The 15,192-nt window shown below is 67.9% G+C and carries 17 protein-coding genes; 4 read left to right on the plus strand and 13 right to left on the minus strand.

The annotated features are described in order from the left end of the window. Positions 1–74: 74 nt before the first annotated feature. The 5 genes from H074_RS01850 to H074_RS01865 form a co-directional block, all read right to left on the minus strand. The gene (locus H074_RS01850; RefSeq protein ID WP_007028311.1) at positions 75–2,096 is read right to left on the minus strand and encodes a protein meaA; all 2,022 of its coding nucleotides are present in this window, start codon (positions 2,094–2,096) and stop codon (positions 75–77) included. Positions 2,097–2,177: 81 nt separating this feature from the next. Beyond that, the gene (locus tag H074_RS01855) at positions 2,178–2,756 is read right to left on the minus strand and encodes a YdbT family protein (protein WP_007028312.1); all 579 of its coding nucleotides are present in this window, start codon (positions 2,754–2,756) and stop codon (positions 2,178–2,180) included. A gap of 73 nt (positions 2,757–2,829) precedes the next feature. Beyond that, entirely contained in the window at positions 2,830–3,063 is a 234-nt protein-coding gene (locus H074_RS01860; RefSeq protein WP_152521330.1) for a hypothetical protein, read from the minus strand. Between the two features lie 60 nt (positions 3,064–3,123). After that, positions 3,124–3,336 (minus strand): hypothetical protein, encoded by a 213-nt coding sequence (locus tag H074_RS40085; RefSeq protein WP_007028314.1) that lies wholly within the window; start codon positions 3,334–3,336, stop codon positions 3,124–3,126. Positions 3,337–3,407: 71 nt separating this feature from the next. Beyond that, on the minus strand, positions 3,408–3,902 hold the full coding sequence (locus H074_RS01865) for a hypothetical protein (RefSeq protein WP_007028315.1): 495 nt from the start codon (positions 3,900–3,902) through the stop codon (positions 3,408–3,410). A gap of 104 nt (positions 3,903–4,006) precedes the next feature. On the opposite strand from H074_RS01865, the gene H074_RS01870 reads away from it, so the two are divergent. The 3 genes from H074_RS01870 (at position 4,007) to H074_RS01880 (ending at position 6,312) form a co-directional block, all read left to right on the plus strand. Then, complete coding sequence (locus H074_RS01870; RefSeq protein WP_007028316.1) at positions 4,007–4,636, plus strand: LysE family translocator; 630 nt, start codon at positions 4,007–4,009, stop codon at positions 4,634–4,636. Positions 4,637–4,698: 62 nt separating this feature from the next. Further along, a complete protein-coding gene (locus H074_RS01875; RefSeq protein ID WP_235096637.1) occupies positions 4,699–5,361 on the plus strand; it encodes a hypothetical protein in 663 nt (220 codons plus the stop codon). Between the two features lie 78 nt (positions 5,362–5,439). Next, entirely contained in the window at positions 5,440–6,312 is an 873-nt protein-coding gene (locus tag H074_RS01880; protein WP_007028318.1) for a trypsin-like serine protease, read from the plus strand. Positions 6,313–6,657: 345 nt separating this feature from the next. On the opposite strand, the gene murA is transcribed toward H074_RS01880, so the two are convergent. Then, positions 6,658–7,932: a UDP-N-acetylglucosamine 1-carboxyvinyltransferase gene (gene murA, locus H074_RS01885; protein WP_007028319.1), complete on the minus strand. Its 1,275-nt coding sequence runs from the start codon at positions 7,930–7,932 to the stop codon at positions 6,658–6,660. 61 nt (positions 7,933–7,993) lie between these two features. Here murA and H074_RS01890 point away from each other — a divergent pair, with 61 nt between their 5' ends. Beyond that, positions 7,994–8,566: a cob(I)yrinic acid a,c-diamide adenosyltransferase gene (locus H074_RS01890; protein ID WP_007028320.1), complete on the plus strand. Its 573-nt coding sequence runs from the start codon at positions 7,994–7,996 to the stop codon at positions 8,564–8,566. Positions 8,567–8,647: 81 nt separating this feature from the next. Here the strand turns inward: H074_RS01890 and H074_RS01895 are convergent, their stop codons facing one another. The 7 genes from H074_RS01895 to atpA all read right to left on the minus strand — a co-directional run bounded on the left by H074_RS01895 (position 8,648) and on the right by atpA (position 15,168). Further along, positions 8,648–8,800, minus strand: coding sequence for a hypothetical protein (locus tag H074_RS01895; RefSeq protein ID WP_233598867.1), 153 nt, complete (start codon positions 8,798–8,800; stop codon positions 8,648–8,650). Between the two features lie 105 nt (positions 8,801–8,905). Next, a complete protein-coding gene (gene aroA / locus H074_RS01900; protein WP_007028322.1) occupies positions 8,906–10,141 on the minus strand; it encodes a 3-phosphoshikimate 1-carboxyvinyltransferase in 1,236 nt (411 codons plus the stop codon). 75 nt (positions 10,142–10,216) lie between these two features. Next, positions 10,217–10,651, minus strand: a complete 435-nt coding sequence (locus H074_RS01905) for a DUF2550 domain-containing protein (protein WP_039921219.1) — start codon at positions 10,649–10,651, stop codon at positions 10,217–10,219. 25 nt (positions 10,652–10,676) lie between these two features. Beyond that, positions 10,677–11,042, minus strand: a complete 366-nt coding sequence (locus H074_RS01910) for a F0F1 ATP synthase subunit epsilon (protein WP_007028324.1) — start codon at positions 11,040–11,042, stop codon at positions 10,677–10,679. 114 nt (positions 11,043–11,156) lie between these two features. Next, on the minus strand, positions 11,157–12,581 hold the full coding sequence (gene atpD / locus H074_RS01915; protein ID WP_007028325.1) for a F0F1 ATP synthase subunit beta: 1,425 nt from the start codon (positions 12,579–12,581) through the stop codon (positions 11,157–11,159). Beyond that, positions 12,581–13,519 (minus strand): F0F1 ATP synthase subunit gamma, encoded by a 939-nt coding sequence (locus tag H074_RS01920; RefSeq protein ID WP_007028326.1) that lies wholly within the window; start codon positions 13,517–13,519, stop codon positions 12,581–12,583. The genes atpD and H074_RS01920 overlap by 1 nt, the downstream gene beginning before the upstream one ends. Positions 13,520–13,530: 11 nt before the next feature. After that, on the minus strand, positions 13,531–15,168 hold the full coding sequence (gene atpA, locus H074_RS01925; RefSeq protein ID WP_007028327.1) for a F0F1 ATP synthase subunit alpha: 1,638 nt from the start codon (positions 15,166–15,168) through the stop codon (positions 13,531–13,533). Positions 15,169–15,192: the final 24 nt, after the last annotated feature.

The raw sequence follows: 15,192 nt of genomic DNA on the forward strand, positions 1-15,192 counted from the left end.
TGGGTACCTTGGCGCGGGCAGTGTGAGCGGGTGACGAACAACCCGCTGTTACGGTACCGAGATTTACGGTGACTTTAGGTGCTCAGACCGTGGCGCTCCCGCACCAATCCGACAATTCCGTCCATGATGTCGGTGAGTTCGTAGTCCTTCGGCGTGAACACCTTCGCGATTCCCCGCTCCAGCAAGAGCTTCTCGTCATCGGGCGGGATGATGCCGCCGACGATGACCGGGATGTCACCCGCGCCCGCGGCCCGCAATCCGTCCACGACCTGCGGCACGACCTCGAGATGCGAACCCGAGAGCACCGAAAGCCCGACCACGTGCACGCCCTCCTGGACCGCGGCCGCGACGATCTGTTCCGGGGTGAGCCGGATGCCTTGGTACACCACCTCGAAACCGACGTCGCGCGCCCGCACGGCCACCTGCTCGGCACCGTTGGAATGCCCGTCGAGACCGGGTTTGCCGACCAGGATCCGCAGTCGCTCGCCGAGCTCGGTGTTCGTCGCCTTGACCCGGTCGCGGACGCGGCGGATCTCCTCGTTGCCCTCGCCCGCGGCCGCCGACGCGGAAACCCCGGTGGGAGCGCGGTATTCGCCGAACACCTCGCGCAGCGCCCCCGACCACTCACCGGTGGTGACGCCGGCGCGGGCGCACTCGATCGTCGCCTCGAACAGGTTCCGCGAGGTCTTCGCGACGGCCTTCAGCTTTTCCAGCGCCGACTCGGCGGCCGCGTTGTCGCGACGCGTCCGCCATTCCTCGATCGCGGTGACGGCCTGCTTCTCGACGGCCGGGTCGATCGTTTCGATCGCCTTGGCGCCTTCGGCTTGCAGCGGGGAAGGTTCGGTGGTCTCGAATTTGTTGACGCCGACCAGGATCCGCTCGCCGTTCTCCATGCCGCGCCGATACTCCGCGAGCGAGGCGACGAGCTGCGACTTCATGTAGCCGCTCTCGACGGCCGCGACCGCGCCGCCGAGATCCTGCACCCGCGCGATCTCCTCGCGCGCGCCCGCCATGATCTCGTCGACCTTGGCCTGGATGACGTGCGACCCGTCGAAGATGTCCTCGTACTCCAGCAGATCGGTCTCGAACGCCAGCACCTGCTGCATCCGCAGCGCCCACTGCTGGTCCCACGGCCGGGGCAGGCCGAGCGCCTCGTTCCACGCGGGCAGCTGGATCGCGCGGGCCCTGGCACCACGGGAAAGCGAGACCGCGAGCATCTCCAGCACGATGCGCTGGACGTTGTTCTCCGGCTGAGCCTCGGTCAGGCCCAGCGAGTTGACCTGCACGCCGTAACGCAGCCGCCGCGCCTTGGGATCCGTGACGCCGTAACGGTCCCGGGTGATCTCGTCCCAGAGCGCGGTGAACGCGCGCATCTTCGACATCTCCTCGACGAACCGCACCCCGGCGTTGACGAAGAACGAGATCCGCGCGACCACCTTGGCCATGTCGGCGTCCTCGACCTGCCCGGAATCCCGGACCGCGTCGAGGACTGCGATGGCGGTGCACAACGCGTACGCGACCTCTTGTGTCGGCGTCGCGCCCGCTTCCTGCAGGTGGTAACTGCAGATGTTGATCGGGTTCCACTTCGGCACGTGGTGCACGGTCCACGCGATCATGTCGGTGATCAGGCGGAGGCTCGGGCCCGGCGGGAAGATGTAGGTGCCGCGGGAGAGGTATTCCTTGATGATGTCGTTCTGCGTGGTGCCGGTGAGTTTGGCCAGCACTTCGTCGACATCGCGGCCCTCGGCTTCGGCCTGCTCGCGCGCCACGGAGACGTAGAGCGCCAGCAGCCACATGGCGGGCGCGTTGATCGTCATCGACGTGTTGGCCTCGGCGAGCGGGATGCCGTCGAAGAGGCGCCGCATGTCGCCGATGTGCGAGACCGGGACGCCGACCTTGCCGACCTCGCCCTTGGACAGCTGGTGATCCGGGTCGTAGCCGGTCTGCGTCGGCAGATCGAAGGCGACCGAGAGACCGGTCTGCCCCTTCGCGAGATTACGGCGGTACAGCTCGTTCGACGCGGCCGCGGACGAGTGACCCGCGTAGGTCCGCATCACCCAGGGGCGGTCCCGTTCACGGTCCGTGGGATAGGGCACGGTGCACCTCCGGCGCTGGACGATCGCCTGAGTGTACCGGCCGGTAACATCGGGTGCGCAGTTGAATCGAACACAGTCGGGTCATTCTCCGGCGGCCTGGGTCTCCGGCGGCTGCCGGCGCTGTCGTGCTTCTTCGACGGCTTTCGCGAGCTTTTCCCGCACCTTGGCGACCTCGCTGACACCCACGAGGATGACCGGCGGCTTGCGGTCCTTCCCGGTACCCGCGCCGAAGTTCGCCGATGCCCACGCCAGCACCCCGAGCCTGCCGAACGTGATCGTCCCGGTCTTGCCCGGCCCGGGAGTGACCACGGGATCCGCCAGTCCGGCCAGCGCCGCGGACTCCTCCTTGCGGCGGACGAGCGCGCTGGTCGCGATGACCCGGCCGTCCGTCACGGCGTACGTGGTCGAGGCGAGCCTGAGGTAGCGGATCAGCGGCCTGCCGGCGAGATGGAAAACGCCCGCGGCGGTGAGCGCGACCCACGCGGCCCGGTGGAACGCGGTGTCGTGGTTGCCGGTGAAGAACAGCGTGACGGCGCCGAGCCAGAGCAGGCCGACAGGGACGTTGAAGTAGTCGCCGGGATTGAAGAGGGGCCTGCGCACCGGCTGCCCGGCCCAGATGACCCGTTCGCCTGGAAGGAGGTCGATCCGCCCCTCATGCATGCCACGGCACACTACCCGTCCGGGGGACGGGCGACAGTGTCCGTTCGTCGGTTGCCTTTCGGTCCGAACGGACCTAGCGGGGCGGCCGCTGAGCCGTCGCGATGAGGTCGCGGACGCGCCGGGCGTCCTCGATCCCGCTCAGCTCGATCTGTGCGTCGTCGTTGTCCTGGAAGAGACCTACGAGGAATCCCACGCCTCTGCCGAAGGTGACCGTCCCGGTCCCGTCACCGTGCTCCACCACCTGCGGCGGCCCCAACGCCTCCAGGTAGCACGACGTGCTCTCCTTGCCCCTTACCCACACAACCACCCGCTGGTCGGTCAGGGCGTACGAAGTGGACTTCACCTTCAGGGAGCGCTGGATCGGCTGCTAGATCCCGCCCAGCACGGTCAGGGCCAGCACGGCGTACCAGATGACCGAGAGCTCCTTGCCGTCTCGCTCGGCGAAGTAGTACCAGGCACCCAAGACCGCCAGTGCCGGCACGACCATCAGATCGCTCTTCGCGAATATCGAGATGCGCTTCGGCGCACCTTCCCAGATCATGCGCTCTCCGGGCAGCAACCCCGTATCCCCCAGATACATACGCGGACGATAAGCCCGCTTCCTCCCGCTGAACAGGGCTTTGCCGGAATCGTGACCGGCCCTCCCCGTACCTAGCGAGCCGTCGCGATCAGATCCCGGACACGGCGGGCCTCGGTCCCGGCGAGGCGGGGAAGCGACGAGTCGGCATCCCGGTTTCCCGGGCCCGACAGGAAACCCGGCGACATGCCGTCACCGAAGCTGATGGTGCCGGTTCCGTCCGCGTGCTCGGTCAGCCGCGGCGGGCCCAGGTCGCTCAGGTAGTGCGACACGACGTCGGCTCCCTTGCGCCGGACGACGACACGTCGATCGGTCACGACGAACGAACTCGTCCGCGTCTTGAGGTGTCGCTTGATCCCCCGGCCGATCCAGAGCAGCACGATCACCACCGGCACCACGTAGACGATCCTCGACACCGGATCCCGCGTCGACGGATAGAGCAGGAAGCCGAGGAACAGCACTCCCGGCACGGCGGCCAGATCACTCACCTCGACGAGCGGAACGCGCCGCGGCGCGCCTTCCCAGAGCAGGCGCTCGCCGGGCAGCAACGCCGTCTCCCCCACATGCATGGGCGGACGATAAGCCCCGCTTCGTTCCACTGGCCAGGGCTTTACCGGAATCGTGACTGTGACCGAAATCCACGAGACTCGCCCGCGCCCGGCGTCTAGCGTGAGTGACCGTGACGTGGAGTTCCTACAGCAGCTATCTGGTCATCGTCGTCCTGATCGTCCTCGCCCCGGGACCGGACACGATGGTGATGCTCAAGAACTCGCTGTCCGGCGGCACCCGCGGCGGCTTCCTCACCACAGCCGGGATCTTCGTGGCCAACGCCGTGCAGGGCACGGCCGCCGCGCTCGGCCTCGGTGTCGTGATCGCGCAGTCGCAGCCGGTGTTCGTGACGCTCAAATGGGTCGGTGCCGCTTACCTGGTCTTCCTCGGTTTCCAGGCGTTGCGCGGCGCGTGGCGGGGTGACTACTCCGGCGTCACGGCGGTGAAGCAGCAACGGTCGAGCGGGTTCCGCCGCTTCCGCGAGGGCTTCCTTTCCAACATCACCAACCCGAAGGTGCTCGTGCTGTACCTGTCGGTGCTTCCGCAGTTCCTCGACCCGGTGACGACCTCGGCCTGGGACGCGCTGCTGCTCGCCTACACGGTCGCGGTGCTGGGCGCGATCTGGCTGATGACGCTCCTGTTCTTCGTGCATCGCGTACGGACCTGGCTGGAACGCCGCAAGGTCCGCCGCGCACTCGACGGCGTCACCGGGACCGCGCTGGTCGGTTTCGGCGCCGCTCTCGCGCTCGAGTAACCCTCTCGGTCGTTTACGCGATACTCCGGATGTCGCAATGGCGCGACCTCAAGGAGGCTTCGATGAACAAGAAGACCTACGGCGTTCTCGCCGGAGCCGCCTTCTCCCTCATACTCCTCGGCGCCGGCCCCGCCGACGCCGGTGAGCGCGGCAACGCCGGCGCTCCGCCCGGCCACGCCCAGGACACCGCCAAGCCGCAGCCACCGTCCAAAGCGGACTTCTCCGGGCACGGCGCGAACAAGCACGGGCCGTACGACTCCACACGGGACGGTTCGCCGTCGGCCAACGGCAACGGCGGCGGCGAAGCCGCCGGAAAGCCCTGTGCCGGGTGCGTCGGCAAGGCCGACAACAAGAACCCGCCCGGTCAGCTGCCCGGGGGCTCCGACGCGAACGCGGGCTACGAATGCGACCGCAACCACGGGGTCGGGCGCGGCAACCCCGCGCACACCGCCTGCGTACCGGATCGGACCCCGCCCGCCACGAATCCGCCGGTCGAGACTCCCCCTCCCGGGGGACCGCGGGGCGAGATCGCGCCTCCCGCGGTCGTACCGGTGGCGGCCCACGCCGCGGCCGTCGCACCTCGTGCCGACGTCCCCGTCGAGAGTTCCCCCTCGCTGGCCAAGACCGGTTTCGATCTGGAACCCGTGCTGTTGACCGGGCTGGGTTCACTGGCGGCGGGCGGTGCCGCGCTGTACGCGGGAGCCCGGCGGCGCAGGGAGGCATGACTACTTTCGGCGGGTGACTTTCCGGCGTCCACCACGTTGAATCCCGTCTCCGGAAGCATCTAGCCGAGGAGGCCGTTCGTGAGGTTCATCCCCGCCGCCACCGTCGCGGCGCTGGCCGCCGCCCTGCTGCTGGGCGGCGCCACCGCCGCGCCCGCGATCAACTCCTACAACGCCACCCCCGCGCCGGAGCGCACCGAGGTCGGCGCCCTCGTCGCCACCTGGGACAACGACGGCGATCCGGCCACGCCGGACCGGGTCGACTGGGTGTGCTCCGGCACCATGGTGGACACCGACACCTTCCTCACCGCCGCGCACTGCACCACCGGCTGGCCCGCCAACGTGCGGTTCTTCGTCTCCCTCGACCAGGACGTGCAAGCGGGTCTCGACACGGCGGCGAAGAAATACCCCGGCGACCCGGCGGCGATCGCCAAGGCCGTCGCCGTGGAGGGGGCCGCGCACAGCGAGCCCGGCTACCCCGGCAACTCGGCCGACTCGCACGACATCGCCGTCGTCCAGCTGCCCGCGAAGCAGGTCGCCGCGCGCTGGACCTTCACCCCCGCCAAGCTGCCCAGCGCCGGCAGGCTCGACGCGCTCGGCCCGCAAGCGCTGAACTCGACGCCGTTCGTGGTCGCCGGCTACGGCACGCAGGAAGCCGTGAACGGGCCGGGCGGGCACACGCATCCGGGTGGCGGGGTGCGCATGAAGGCACCGGTCACCTTCGACGCGCTGAACAACACGTGGGTACGGCTGGCGATGACGGCGCCCCAGGGCAACGGCGGCGCCTGTTACGGCGACTCCGGCGGACCGAACTTCGCCACCATCGACGGCGAGCGCGTCCTGGTGTCGACGACCATCACCGGTGACGGACCCTGCTACGCCACCAATGTCACCTACCGGCTGGACTCGCCGACGTCGCGGGACTTCCTCGCGCCGTTCGTCGCTCTGCCCTGATCACACGTGAAGGCCCCCTTCACGCACCTAGCGCCAGGGTCACGGCAAAGTCGTCTATCCGCTGGTCAATTGGCTGATGGAGGGGGCTCGTCACAGTGGCCCGACACCTTTTCGACTGTCCACAGGGGACACTTTCCAGGTGACCGTGCCCGATTCGGGCATTTTGCGAAGGGGTCGTGAGTGGCAAAGAGCGTTCTAACGCTCTTTGCCACTCACGACCCCCCGCGCAGAACTGGACATATGGGCGTCAATCGGATATTTCCACCAGAAAGTGTCCCATGTGGACACTCGATGTACAGCCGGCCTCGTCTGCCAGTCCAGAACAGGGCCTTCACGTGTGTGCCGTCATGCCCGGTCGGGTTCCCCCGCGACACGCTCGATCCGGGCGCCGAGCCGGTTCAGGTTCTCCACGAAATGCGGGTAACCGCGGTCGATGTGGAAGACGTCCCAGACCTCGGTGACGCCGTCCGCGCACAGCCCGGCCAGCACCAGCCCGGCGCCGGCGCGGATGTCCGCGGCCCACACCGGAGCGCTCGAGAGCTTCTCCACGCCACGCACGACGGCGTGGTGGCCGTCAGTGCGCGCGTCACCGGAAAGCCGCATCATCTCTTCGATGAACCGGAACCGGGCCTCGTAGATGTTCTCCGTGATCATCGAGGTGCCTTCGGAGACCGCCGACAGCGCCACCGCGAACGGCTGCAGGTCGGTCGCGAACCCGGGGTACGGCAGCGTCACCCAGTCCACAGCCTTCGGGCGCTCGTTCTGGACGATGCGGAAACCCTTGTCGTCGAACGTCTCGACCTCGGCACCCGCCAGGCGGAGCTTGTCGAGGACCAGGTCGAGGTAGTGCGGGTTGACGCCGCGGACGGTCAGGTCGCCTCGGGTCATCGCGGCGGCGAACGCCCAGGTCGCGCCTACGATCCGGTCTCCGATCACGCGGTGCTCGGTGGGGTGCAGCTTCTCGACACCCTCGACGGTGAGGGTCGAGGTGCCCGCCCCTTCGACCTTCGCGCCCATCTCGGTCAGCATCGTGCAGATGTCGACGATCTCGGGCTCGCGCGCGGCGTTGTCGATGACCGTGGTGCCCTCGGCGAGCACGGCGGCCATCAGGATGTTCTCGGTGGCGCCGACGCTCGGGAAGTCGAGCCAGATCTGCGCGCCGCGCAGACCGTCGGCCTTCGCCACGACACAGCCGTGCTCGATGGTGCTGGTGGCGCCCAGCTTGCGCAGGCCGTTCTGGTGCATGTCGAGCGGCCGGGAACCGATGGCGTCACCGCCCGGCAGCGCCACGACGGCCTGCTTGAGCCGTCCGACCAGCGGACCCAGCACGCACACCGACGCACGCAGCTTGCCCATCGCGGCCGAATCGGCCCGGTGCGACAGCTCGGCCGGAGTGGTGATCTTGGCGGTGTCGCCGTCGATGAGGACGTCGCAACCGACACTGCGCAGGACGTCGCCCATCAGGGGAACGTCCAGGATCTGGGGGCAGTTCGTGATGGTCGTCGTACCCTCGGCCAGCAGGGCCGCGGCCATCAGTTTCAGGACGCTGTTCTTGGCCCCGACCACGTCGACCTCGCCGACCAGCCGTGCTCCGCCGTGCACGTCGAAGTGCTCGCTCATGGGCGCCAATCATGCCCTCTCACCCGGATTTGCCTTACGCCGGGCCGGTAGAGTCGGCTTCATGGTCGTTCGCATCAACCGCGTGTACACGAAGGTCGGCGACAACGGCACCACGGCGCTCGGCGACGGTTCACGCGTGCCGAAGACTTCGCCGCGGCTGTCCGCGTACGCCGACGTCGACGAAGCCAACTCGGTCATCGGGCTCGCGCTCGCGATGGGCGGTCTCTCCGAGGAAATCACGCAGGTGCTGCGTGGGGTGCAGAACGATCTCTTCGACGTCGGCGCGGATCTGTGCGCGCCGATCGTGGAAAACCCGCCGTACGAGCCGTTGCGGATCACCGAGCGGTACATCGAGCGGCTCGAAGGCTGGTGCGACGAGTTCAACGAGCGCGTGCCGAAGCTGACGTCGTTCATCCTGCCGGGTGGTACCCCGGGGGCGGCGTTCCTGCACCAGGCCCGCACGGTCACGCGGCGGGCCGAGCGTTCCGGTTGGGCGCTTTTCGAGGCCGAGCAGGACACGACGAATCAGCTGGCGATCAAGTACCTGAACCGGCTCTCGGACCTGCTGTTCATCCTGTCGCGGCTGGCGAACCCGGACGGCGACATCCTGTGGCAGCCCGGCGGGGCCTCCTGACGACGCAATTCGGCACCTGGTTGCGGTCGTTGCGTGGGCAAGTACCGCAAGCAGGTGCCGAATCGTGTGACGGGGTGGAGCTCAGCCTTGTTCCTGTGCCGCCCAATAGCGCTCGAGGTCGACTTCGGGCGTGCCGTCCTTGCCCGGGTCGATCGCCTTCATCGTGATCGTGTCCTCCAGGGACACGGACTCGGGAAGGTGGCTCCAGCGGTTCGCGTCCTCGCTCTGAGTCATGGACCGAGAATAGACGTGGATCACGTTCCGAGCCCGGTAGAAATGCCGCTTCGTGATGATCCCATGTTTCCGCGGCCGCAAGTAGGTGACTGATTGCGGAGGGGGTCAGAGACCCCAGGAGGCCCGCAGTGAAGCGAGGGCGTCATGGAACCCCGGAAAGGTCTTCTTCACGCAACCCGGGTCGTCCAGCGTGATCCCCGGCGTCCGCAGCCCCGTGACGCTGAACGCCATCGCGATCCGGTGATCCCGACGGCACTTCACCGACGTCCCCGTCGGCGCGCCCGGCCGGATCTCGATCCAGTCCCGCCCGGTCTCCACCGGAACACCCATCGCGCGCAGGTTCTCCTCGCACGCCGCCAGCCGGTCGCATTCCTTGATCCGCGTGTTGTAGACGTCCTCGATCCGCACCGGCCCGTCCGCGAACGGCGCGATGGCCGCGAGCGTCGGCACGGTGTCGGAGATGTCGCGCATGTTCACGGTGACGCCGCGCAGCCCGCCCGTCCCGGTCACGGTCACGGCGTCCGGGCCCACCTCGACCTCCGCGCCCATCTGCCGCAGGACCTCCACGAAGGCCAGATCCCCTTGCAGGGCGCCGGCCCCCAGACCCGGCACGGTCACCGAACGCCCGGTCAAAGCCGCCGCCGCGAAGAAGTAGCTGGACGTCGAGGCGTCGGGCTCGATCTCGTAGCGGCAAGCCCGGTACGGCGTGGGCGGCACGACGAACGTGTCACCGTCCCGGACGACCTCGACGCCGAAGCGCCGCATCATCGCGATGGTGATCTCGACGTAGGGCACCGAAACGAGGTCCGTCACGGTGATCCGCAACCCCTCGGACGTCAGCGGCCCGACCAGCAGCAAAGCGGTCAGGAACTGCGAAGACAGCCCCGCGTCCAGCGTCAGTTCCCCGCCCTTGATCCCGGCGGCCCGCACCACCAGCGGATGGTGGCCCGGCGAGCCTTCGAAAGCCAGGTCGACGCCCAGTTCCAGCAGCGCGTCGGTGAGCGGCCCCAGCGGCCGGGCGCGCATCTGCTCGGAGGCGTCGAAGCGGAAGATGCCGTGCCCGGCGGCGGCCAGGGCGGGAAGAAAGCGGGCGGTGGTGGCGCCGTCGCGGCAGAAGACGTCGGCACTGTCGACGCCGGGACCTTCGGGACGCCCGGAAATGGTCCACTCACCGTCGGCGCGGGAAACCTGATAGCCGAGCTTGAGGAGGCCTTCGGCGAAGCCCTCGGAGTCATCCGAACGCAGCGGCCTGCTCAGCACGGTCGTCCCGTGGGCGACGGCCGCGAGGAACAGGCCTCGGGCGGTGATCGACTTCGAACCGGGGATGTCGACGATGGTCACGGCGTGAGCATACGGCGTGCCGGAACAGCGAACTCACGTGATCAGAAGCGGGACTCGCGTAATCGAAGGCGTGACTCAGGAAGCGCGCGGGAGGCGGCGGCCCGGCGGGGCCGACTCCAGCCAGGAGAGGAAGCCGGTGAGGGCACCGGGACCCATCGCGATCTCGATCGCCTCCTGCGTGGCGGACTCACACCGCAGGACGATCGAACCTTCGGGGACGGCGTACGCCTCCGTGCCGGAGGGATCCCGCCGATCCGCGATCTCCATGCTTTCGCGCTCGAACACGCGATCCGGGCCCGTCCGCAGGCTCCACACCCGGAACCAGACGAACCGCTCGCCCTCGTAGCGGCCCAGCCCCAGATGCCAGCTGGACCGCGCCTCGTCCGGACGCCACCGCAGGGCGACACTCACGCCACCACCGCGGCGCATCCGGACCCACCGCAACGAATACCAGGCCACGACGACGGCCAGGACGATCAGGGCCCCGAGAACACCCACGGCGATTTCCACGGCCCGGCCCCTGCCCGTCGCCCGGTCAGACCGACTGACCGGCCGCGCGAAGCTGGGCGGTCGCCCTAGCCCGCTCTTGCTCGTCTTCGCCGCTCAACGCCTTCTTGGCCGCATCGACGTCGATCTCGTGCGAAAGCTCCGCGCTCTCGGCGAGGATGCTCACGCCGGTCGCGGTGACCGACAGGAAACCGCCGTGCACCGCGGCGGTCACGGTCTCGCCGTCCGTGGTCGTCACCTTCACGACGCCACCCTCGACGAGCTGGCCCAGAACCGGCTCGTGACCGGCCATGATGCCGATCTCGCCCTCGGTGGTCTGCGCCACCACGAACGTGGCGGTACCGGACCAGAGACGGCGCTCGACGGCTACCAGCTCGACAGAAATCTCAGCCACGTAGCTTCCCTTCACCTCAGGTGCTGGCACCGAGTGTAATAGTCAACGATCCCAGTAAGCGAACGACGGGACCAGCGTCCACAGTAGACACTGATCCCGCCGCTCATCGGAACATCACTTCTTGGTGATTTCCTTGTACTTCTTCTCGAGGTCTTCGAGGCCACCGATACCCAGGAACGCCTGCTCCGGGTAGTGGTCGAAGTCGCCCTTGGTGATGCGGTCGAAGGACTCGATGGTCTCCGACAGCGGCACGGTCGAGCCCGGGATCTGCGTGAACGCCTCGGCGACCAGCATGTTCTGCGACAGGAACCGCTCGATGCGGCGCGCGCGCTGAACGGTCAGCTTGTCCTCTTCCGACAGCTCGTCCATACCGAGGATCGCGATGATGTCCTGCAGCTCCTTGTACTTCTGCAGGATCCGGATGACCTCGGAGGCCACGCGGTAGTGGTCCTCACCGACGATGGCCGGGTCGAGAATGGTCGACGTCGACGCCAGCGGATCCACCGCCGGGAAGATGCCCTTCTGGAACACCGACCGCGAAAGCTCGGTGGTGGCGTCCAGGTGGGCGAACGTCGTCGCCGGGGCCGGGTCGGTGTAGTCGTCCGCGGGGACGTAGATCGCCTGCATCGAGGTGATCGAACGACCACGGGTCGAGGTGATCCGCTCCTGGAGCTGACCCATCTCGTCGGCCAGCGTCGGCTGGTAACCCACGGCCGAAGGCATGCGGCCCAGCAGGGTCGACACCTCGGAACCGGCCTGGGTGAACCGGAAGATGTTGTCGATGAAGAGCAGCACGTCCTGGTTCTGCACATCGCGGAAGTACTCCGCCATGGTCAGCGCGGACAGCGCGACCCGCATACGGGTGCCCGGCGGCTCGTCCATCTGACCGAAGACGAGGGCGGTGTCGTTGATGACGCCGTCCTCGGACATCTCCAGGAAGAGGTCGTTGCCCTCACGGGTGCGCTCGCCGACACCGGCGAACACCGAGGTACCACCGAAGTTCCGGGCGACACGGGTGATCATCTCCTTGATGAGCACCGTCTTGCCGACGCCGGCACCGCCGAACAGGCCGATCTTGCCACCCTGCACGTACGGGGTCAGCAGGTCGACGACCTTGAGGCCGGTCTCCAGCATCTCCGTCTTGCCCTCGAGCTGGTCGAAGGACGGCGGGTTGCGGTGGATGCCCCAGCGCTCGAGGTCGTCGCCGTAGCCGGGCTCGTCCAGGCACTCGCCGAGCGCGTTGTAGACGTGGCCCTTGACCTTGTCGCCGACCGGGACCGTGATGGGGCCGCCGGTGTCGGTGACCTCGGCGCCACGGACGAGGCCGTCCTGCGGCTGGAGCGAAATGGTGCGGACGAGGTTGTCACCGAGGTGGCTGGCGACCTCGAGGGTCACCGTCTTGCGCAGCTGCTCGAACTCGATTTCGACCTTGAGCGCGTTGAACTGGTCGGGGACGGAACCGCGCGGGAATTCGACGTCGACGACCGGGCCGGTCACCGAGACGATGCGCCCCTTGGCACGGGCTTCAGTACTGGTCATCAGTCATCACTTCCTGCTGCGGTGAGAGCGTTCGCCCCACCGACGATTTCGGAGATCTCCTGGGTGATCTGCGCCTGGCGGGCCTGGTTCGCCTCCCGCGTCAGCGTGTTCACCAGTTCGTTCGCGTTGTCCGACGCCGCCTTCATCGCGGTACGGCGGGCGGCGAGTTCGGACGCGGCCGACTCGAGCATCGCCGCGAAGATCCGCGTGTTGATGTACTTCGGCAGCAACGCGGCGAGCAGCTTTTCGGCGCTGGGCTCGAACTCGTAGCTCGGGAGCAGGCTTTCCGGCTTCTCCTCTTCGCCCTCGGTGTACTCGACCTCGAGCGGCGCGACACGCTTGGCGGTCGGACGCTGGGTCAGCATCGAGACGAACTCGGTGTAGACGACGTGGATCTCGTCGACACCCAGGATGCCGTCGGCGTTACCCGCCTCGTCGTCGGCGCCGTTCAGGAACGACTCGACGATGAGCTCACCGGCCTCCGCGGCGTTGACGTAACCGGGCTGGTCGGAGAAGCCCGTCCAGCTTTCGGTCACCTCGCGGCCGCGGAACCGGTAGTAGCTCAGGCCCTTGTTGCCGGTCACGTACAGCACCGGCTCCTTGCCCTGTTCACGCAGCAGCGTGAGGAGCTCCTCGGTCGCCTTCAGCACGTTGGAGTTGTATCCACCGCACTGACCCTTGTCGCTGGTGATCACGAGGACCGCCGCGCGCTTCGGGTTGGGGCGCTCGACCAGCAGCGGGTGGTCGAGGTTGGCCGAGGCGCCGGCCAGGGCCGAGAGCACGTTCGTGATCTCGTCCGAGTAGGGCCGGGACGCCGCGACCTTCGCCCGCGCCTTGGTGATGCGCGCGGTGGCGATGAGCTCCATCGCCTTGGTGATCTTGCCGATGGACTTGGTCGCCTTGATACGCGACCGGAGTTCTCGGAGTTGTGCGGCCATGAGCTATCAGCTCACTTCTTCGGGGCGGGCTTGTTGACCTTGACGGTCTCCTGCCCGACCTTCTCGGCGTCCATCGCGTCGGAGACCTCGACGAGGCTCTTGCCCTCGGCGGTGGTGAACTCCTTCTTGAACTCGTTCACCGCGTCGACCAGCCCGGAAGCGGTCTCGTCGGAGAACTTGCCCGACTCGCGGATGTCCTTGAGGAGCTCGCCGTGCTTGCGGCGCGCGGACTCGATGAACTCGTGGTTGAAGCGGCGCACGTCCTCGGTCGGGACCGAGTCGTAGTGCCCGTTGGTGCCGAGGTACACCGTGACGACCTGCTCCTCAACCGGGATCGGGGAGTACTGCGGCTGCTTGAGCACCTCGTACAGGCGGGCGCCACGCTCGAGCTGCGCCTTCGACGCGTCGTCGAGGTCCGAGGCGAAGGCCGCGAAGGCCTCCAGCTCGCGGTACTGCGACAGGTCGATACGGAGCGAACCCGAAACGGACTTCATCGCCTTCACCTGCGCGGCACCACCCACGCGGGAAACCGAGATACCCACGTCGATGGCCGGGCGCTGACCGGCGTTGAACAGGTCCGACTGGAAGAAGCACTGACCGTCGGTGATCGAGATGACGTTGGTCGGGATGTACGCCGACACGTCGTTCGCCTTGGTCTCGATGATCGGGAGACCGGTCAGCGAGCCCGCGCCCAGCTCGTCCGAGAGCTTCGCGCAACGCTCGAGAAGACGGGAGTGCAAGTAGAAGACGTCGCCGGGGAAGGCTTCACGGCCCGGCGGGCGACGCAGCAGCAGCGAGATCGCGCGGTAGGCGTCGGCCTGCTTGGTCAGGTCGTCGAACACGATGAGGACGTGCTTGCCCTCGTACATCCAGTGCTGGCCGATGGCCGAGCCGGTGTACGGCGCGATCCACTTGAAGCCGGCGGAGTCCGACGCGGGGGCCGCGACGATGGTGGTGTACTCCATCGCGCCGGCGTCCTCGAGGGACTTCTTCACCGCGGCGATCGTGGAGCCCTTCTGGCCGACCGCGACGTAGATGCAGCGAACCTGCTTCTTCGGGTCGCCGGTCTCCCAGTTGGCCTTCTGGTTGATGATCGTGTCCACCGCGACGGCCGTCTTACCGGTCTTGCGGTCACCGATGATCAGCTGACGCTGGCCACGGCCGATCGGGGTCATCGCGTCGATCGCGGTGATACCGGTCTGCAGCGGCTCCGACACCGGCTGGCGCTCGACCACCGAAGCGGCCTTGACCTCCAGCGGGCGGCGGTCGGTGGTCTCGATCTCGCCGAGGCCGTCGATCGGGGCGCCCAGCGGGTTCACGACCCGGCCGAGGTAGCCCTCGCCGACCGGAACCGAGAGGACCTGACCGGTCCGCTTGACTTCCTGGCCTTCGACGACGGTCTCGAAGTCACCGAGGATCGCGGCACCGATGGAGCGCGCGTCCAGGTTCAGCGCCACGCCGAGGACCCCGCCGGGGAACTCGAGCAGCTCGTTGGCCATCGCCGAGGGAAGACCCTCGATGTGGGCGATACCGTCACCGGCGTCGACGACGACGCCAACCTCTTCCCGGCTCACGTCCGGGGCGTAACTCGAGACGTAGTTCTCGATCGCGCTACGGATCTCATCCGAGGAGATCGTCAGCTCCGCCATTTCGTTCCCGCTCTCGCTTCGTTC

Origin of the sequence: Amycolatopsis decaplanina DSM 44594 (assembly GCF_000342005.1) — a bacterium.
Taxonomy (GTDB): Bacteria; Actinomycetota; Actinomycetes; order Mycobacteriales; family Pseudonocardiaceae; genus Amycolatopsis; species Amycolatopsis decaplanina.

What these genes read in the sequence shown, in the direction of transcription:
- atpA (WP_007028327.1), bottom strand. Translation starts at nt 15,168, where the DNA reads ATGGCGGAGCTGACGATCTCCTCGGATGAGATCCGTAGCGCGATCGAG.
- H074_RS01875 (WP_235096637.1), top strand. Translation starts at nt 4,699, where the DNA reads ATGAACAAGAAGACCTACGGCGTTCTCGCCGGAGCCGCCTTCTCCCTC.
- atpD (WP_007028325.1), bottom strand. Translation starts at nt 12,581, where the DNA reads ATGACCAGTACTGAAGCCCGTGCCAAGGGGCGCATCGTCTCGGTGACC.
- H074_RS01920 (WP_007028326.1), bottom strand. Translation starts at nt 13,519, where the DNA reads ATGGCCGCACAACTCCGAGAACTCCGGTCGCGTATCAAGGCGACCAAG.
- H074_RS01855 (WP_007028312.1), bottom strand. Translation starts at nt 2,756, where the DNA reads ATGCATGAGGGGCGGATCGACCTCCTTCCAGGCGAACGGGTCATCTGG.
- murA (WP_007028319.1), bottom strand. Translation starts at nt 7,932, where the DNA reads ATGAGCGAGCACTTCGACGTGCACGGCGGAGCACGGCTGGTCGGCGAG.
- H074_RS01865 (WP_007028315.1), bottom strand. Translation starts at nt 3,902, where the DNA reads ATGCATGTGGGGGAGACGGCGTTGCTGCCCGGCGAGCGCCTGCTCTGG.
- H074_RS01890 (WP_007028320.1), top strand. Translation starts at nt 7,994, where the DNA reads ATGGTCGTTCGCATCAACCGCGTGTACACGAAGGTCGGCGACAACGGC.
- H074_RS40085 (WP_007028314.1), bottom strand. Translation starts at nt 3,336, where the DNA reads ATGTATCTGGGGGATACGGGGTTGCTGCCCGGAGAGCGCATGATCTGG.
- H074_RS01895 (WP_233598867.1), bottom strand. Translation starts at nt 8,800, where the DNA reads ATGACTCAGAGCGAGGACGCGAACCGCTGGAGCCACCTTCCCGAGTCC.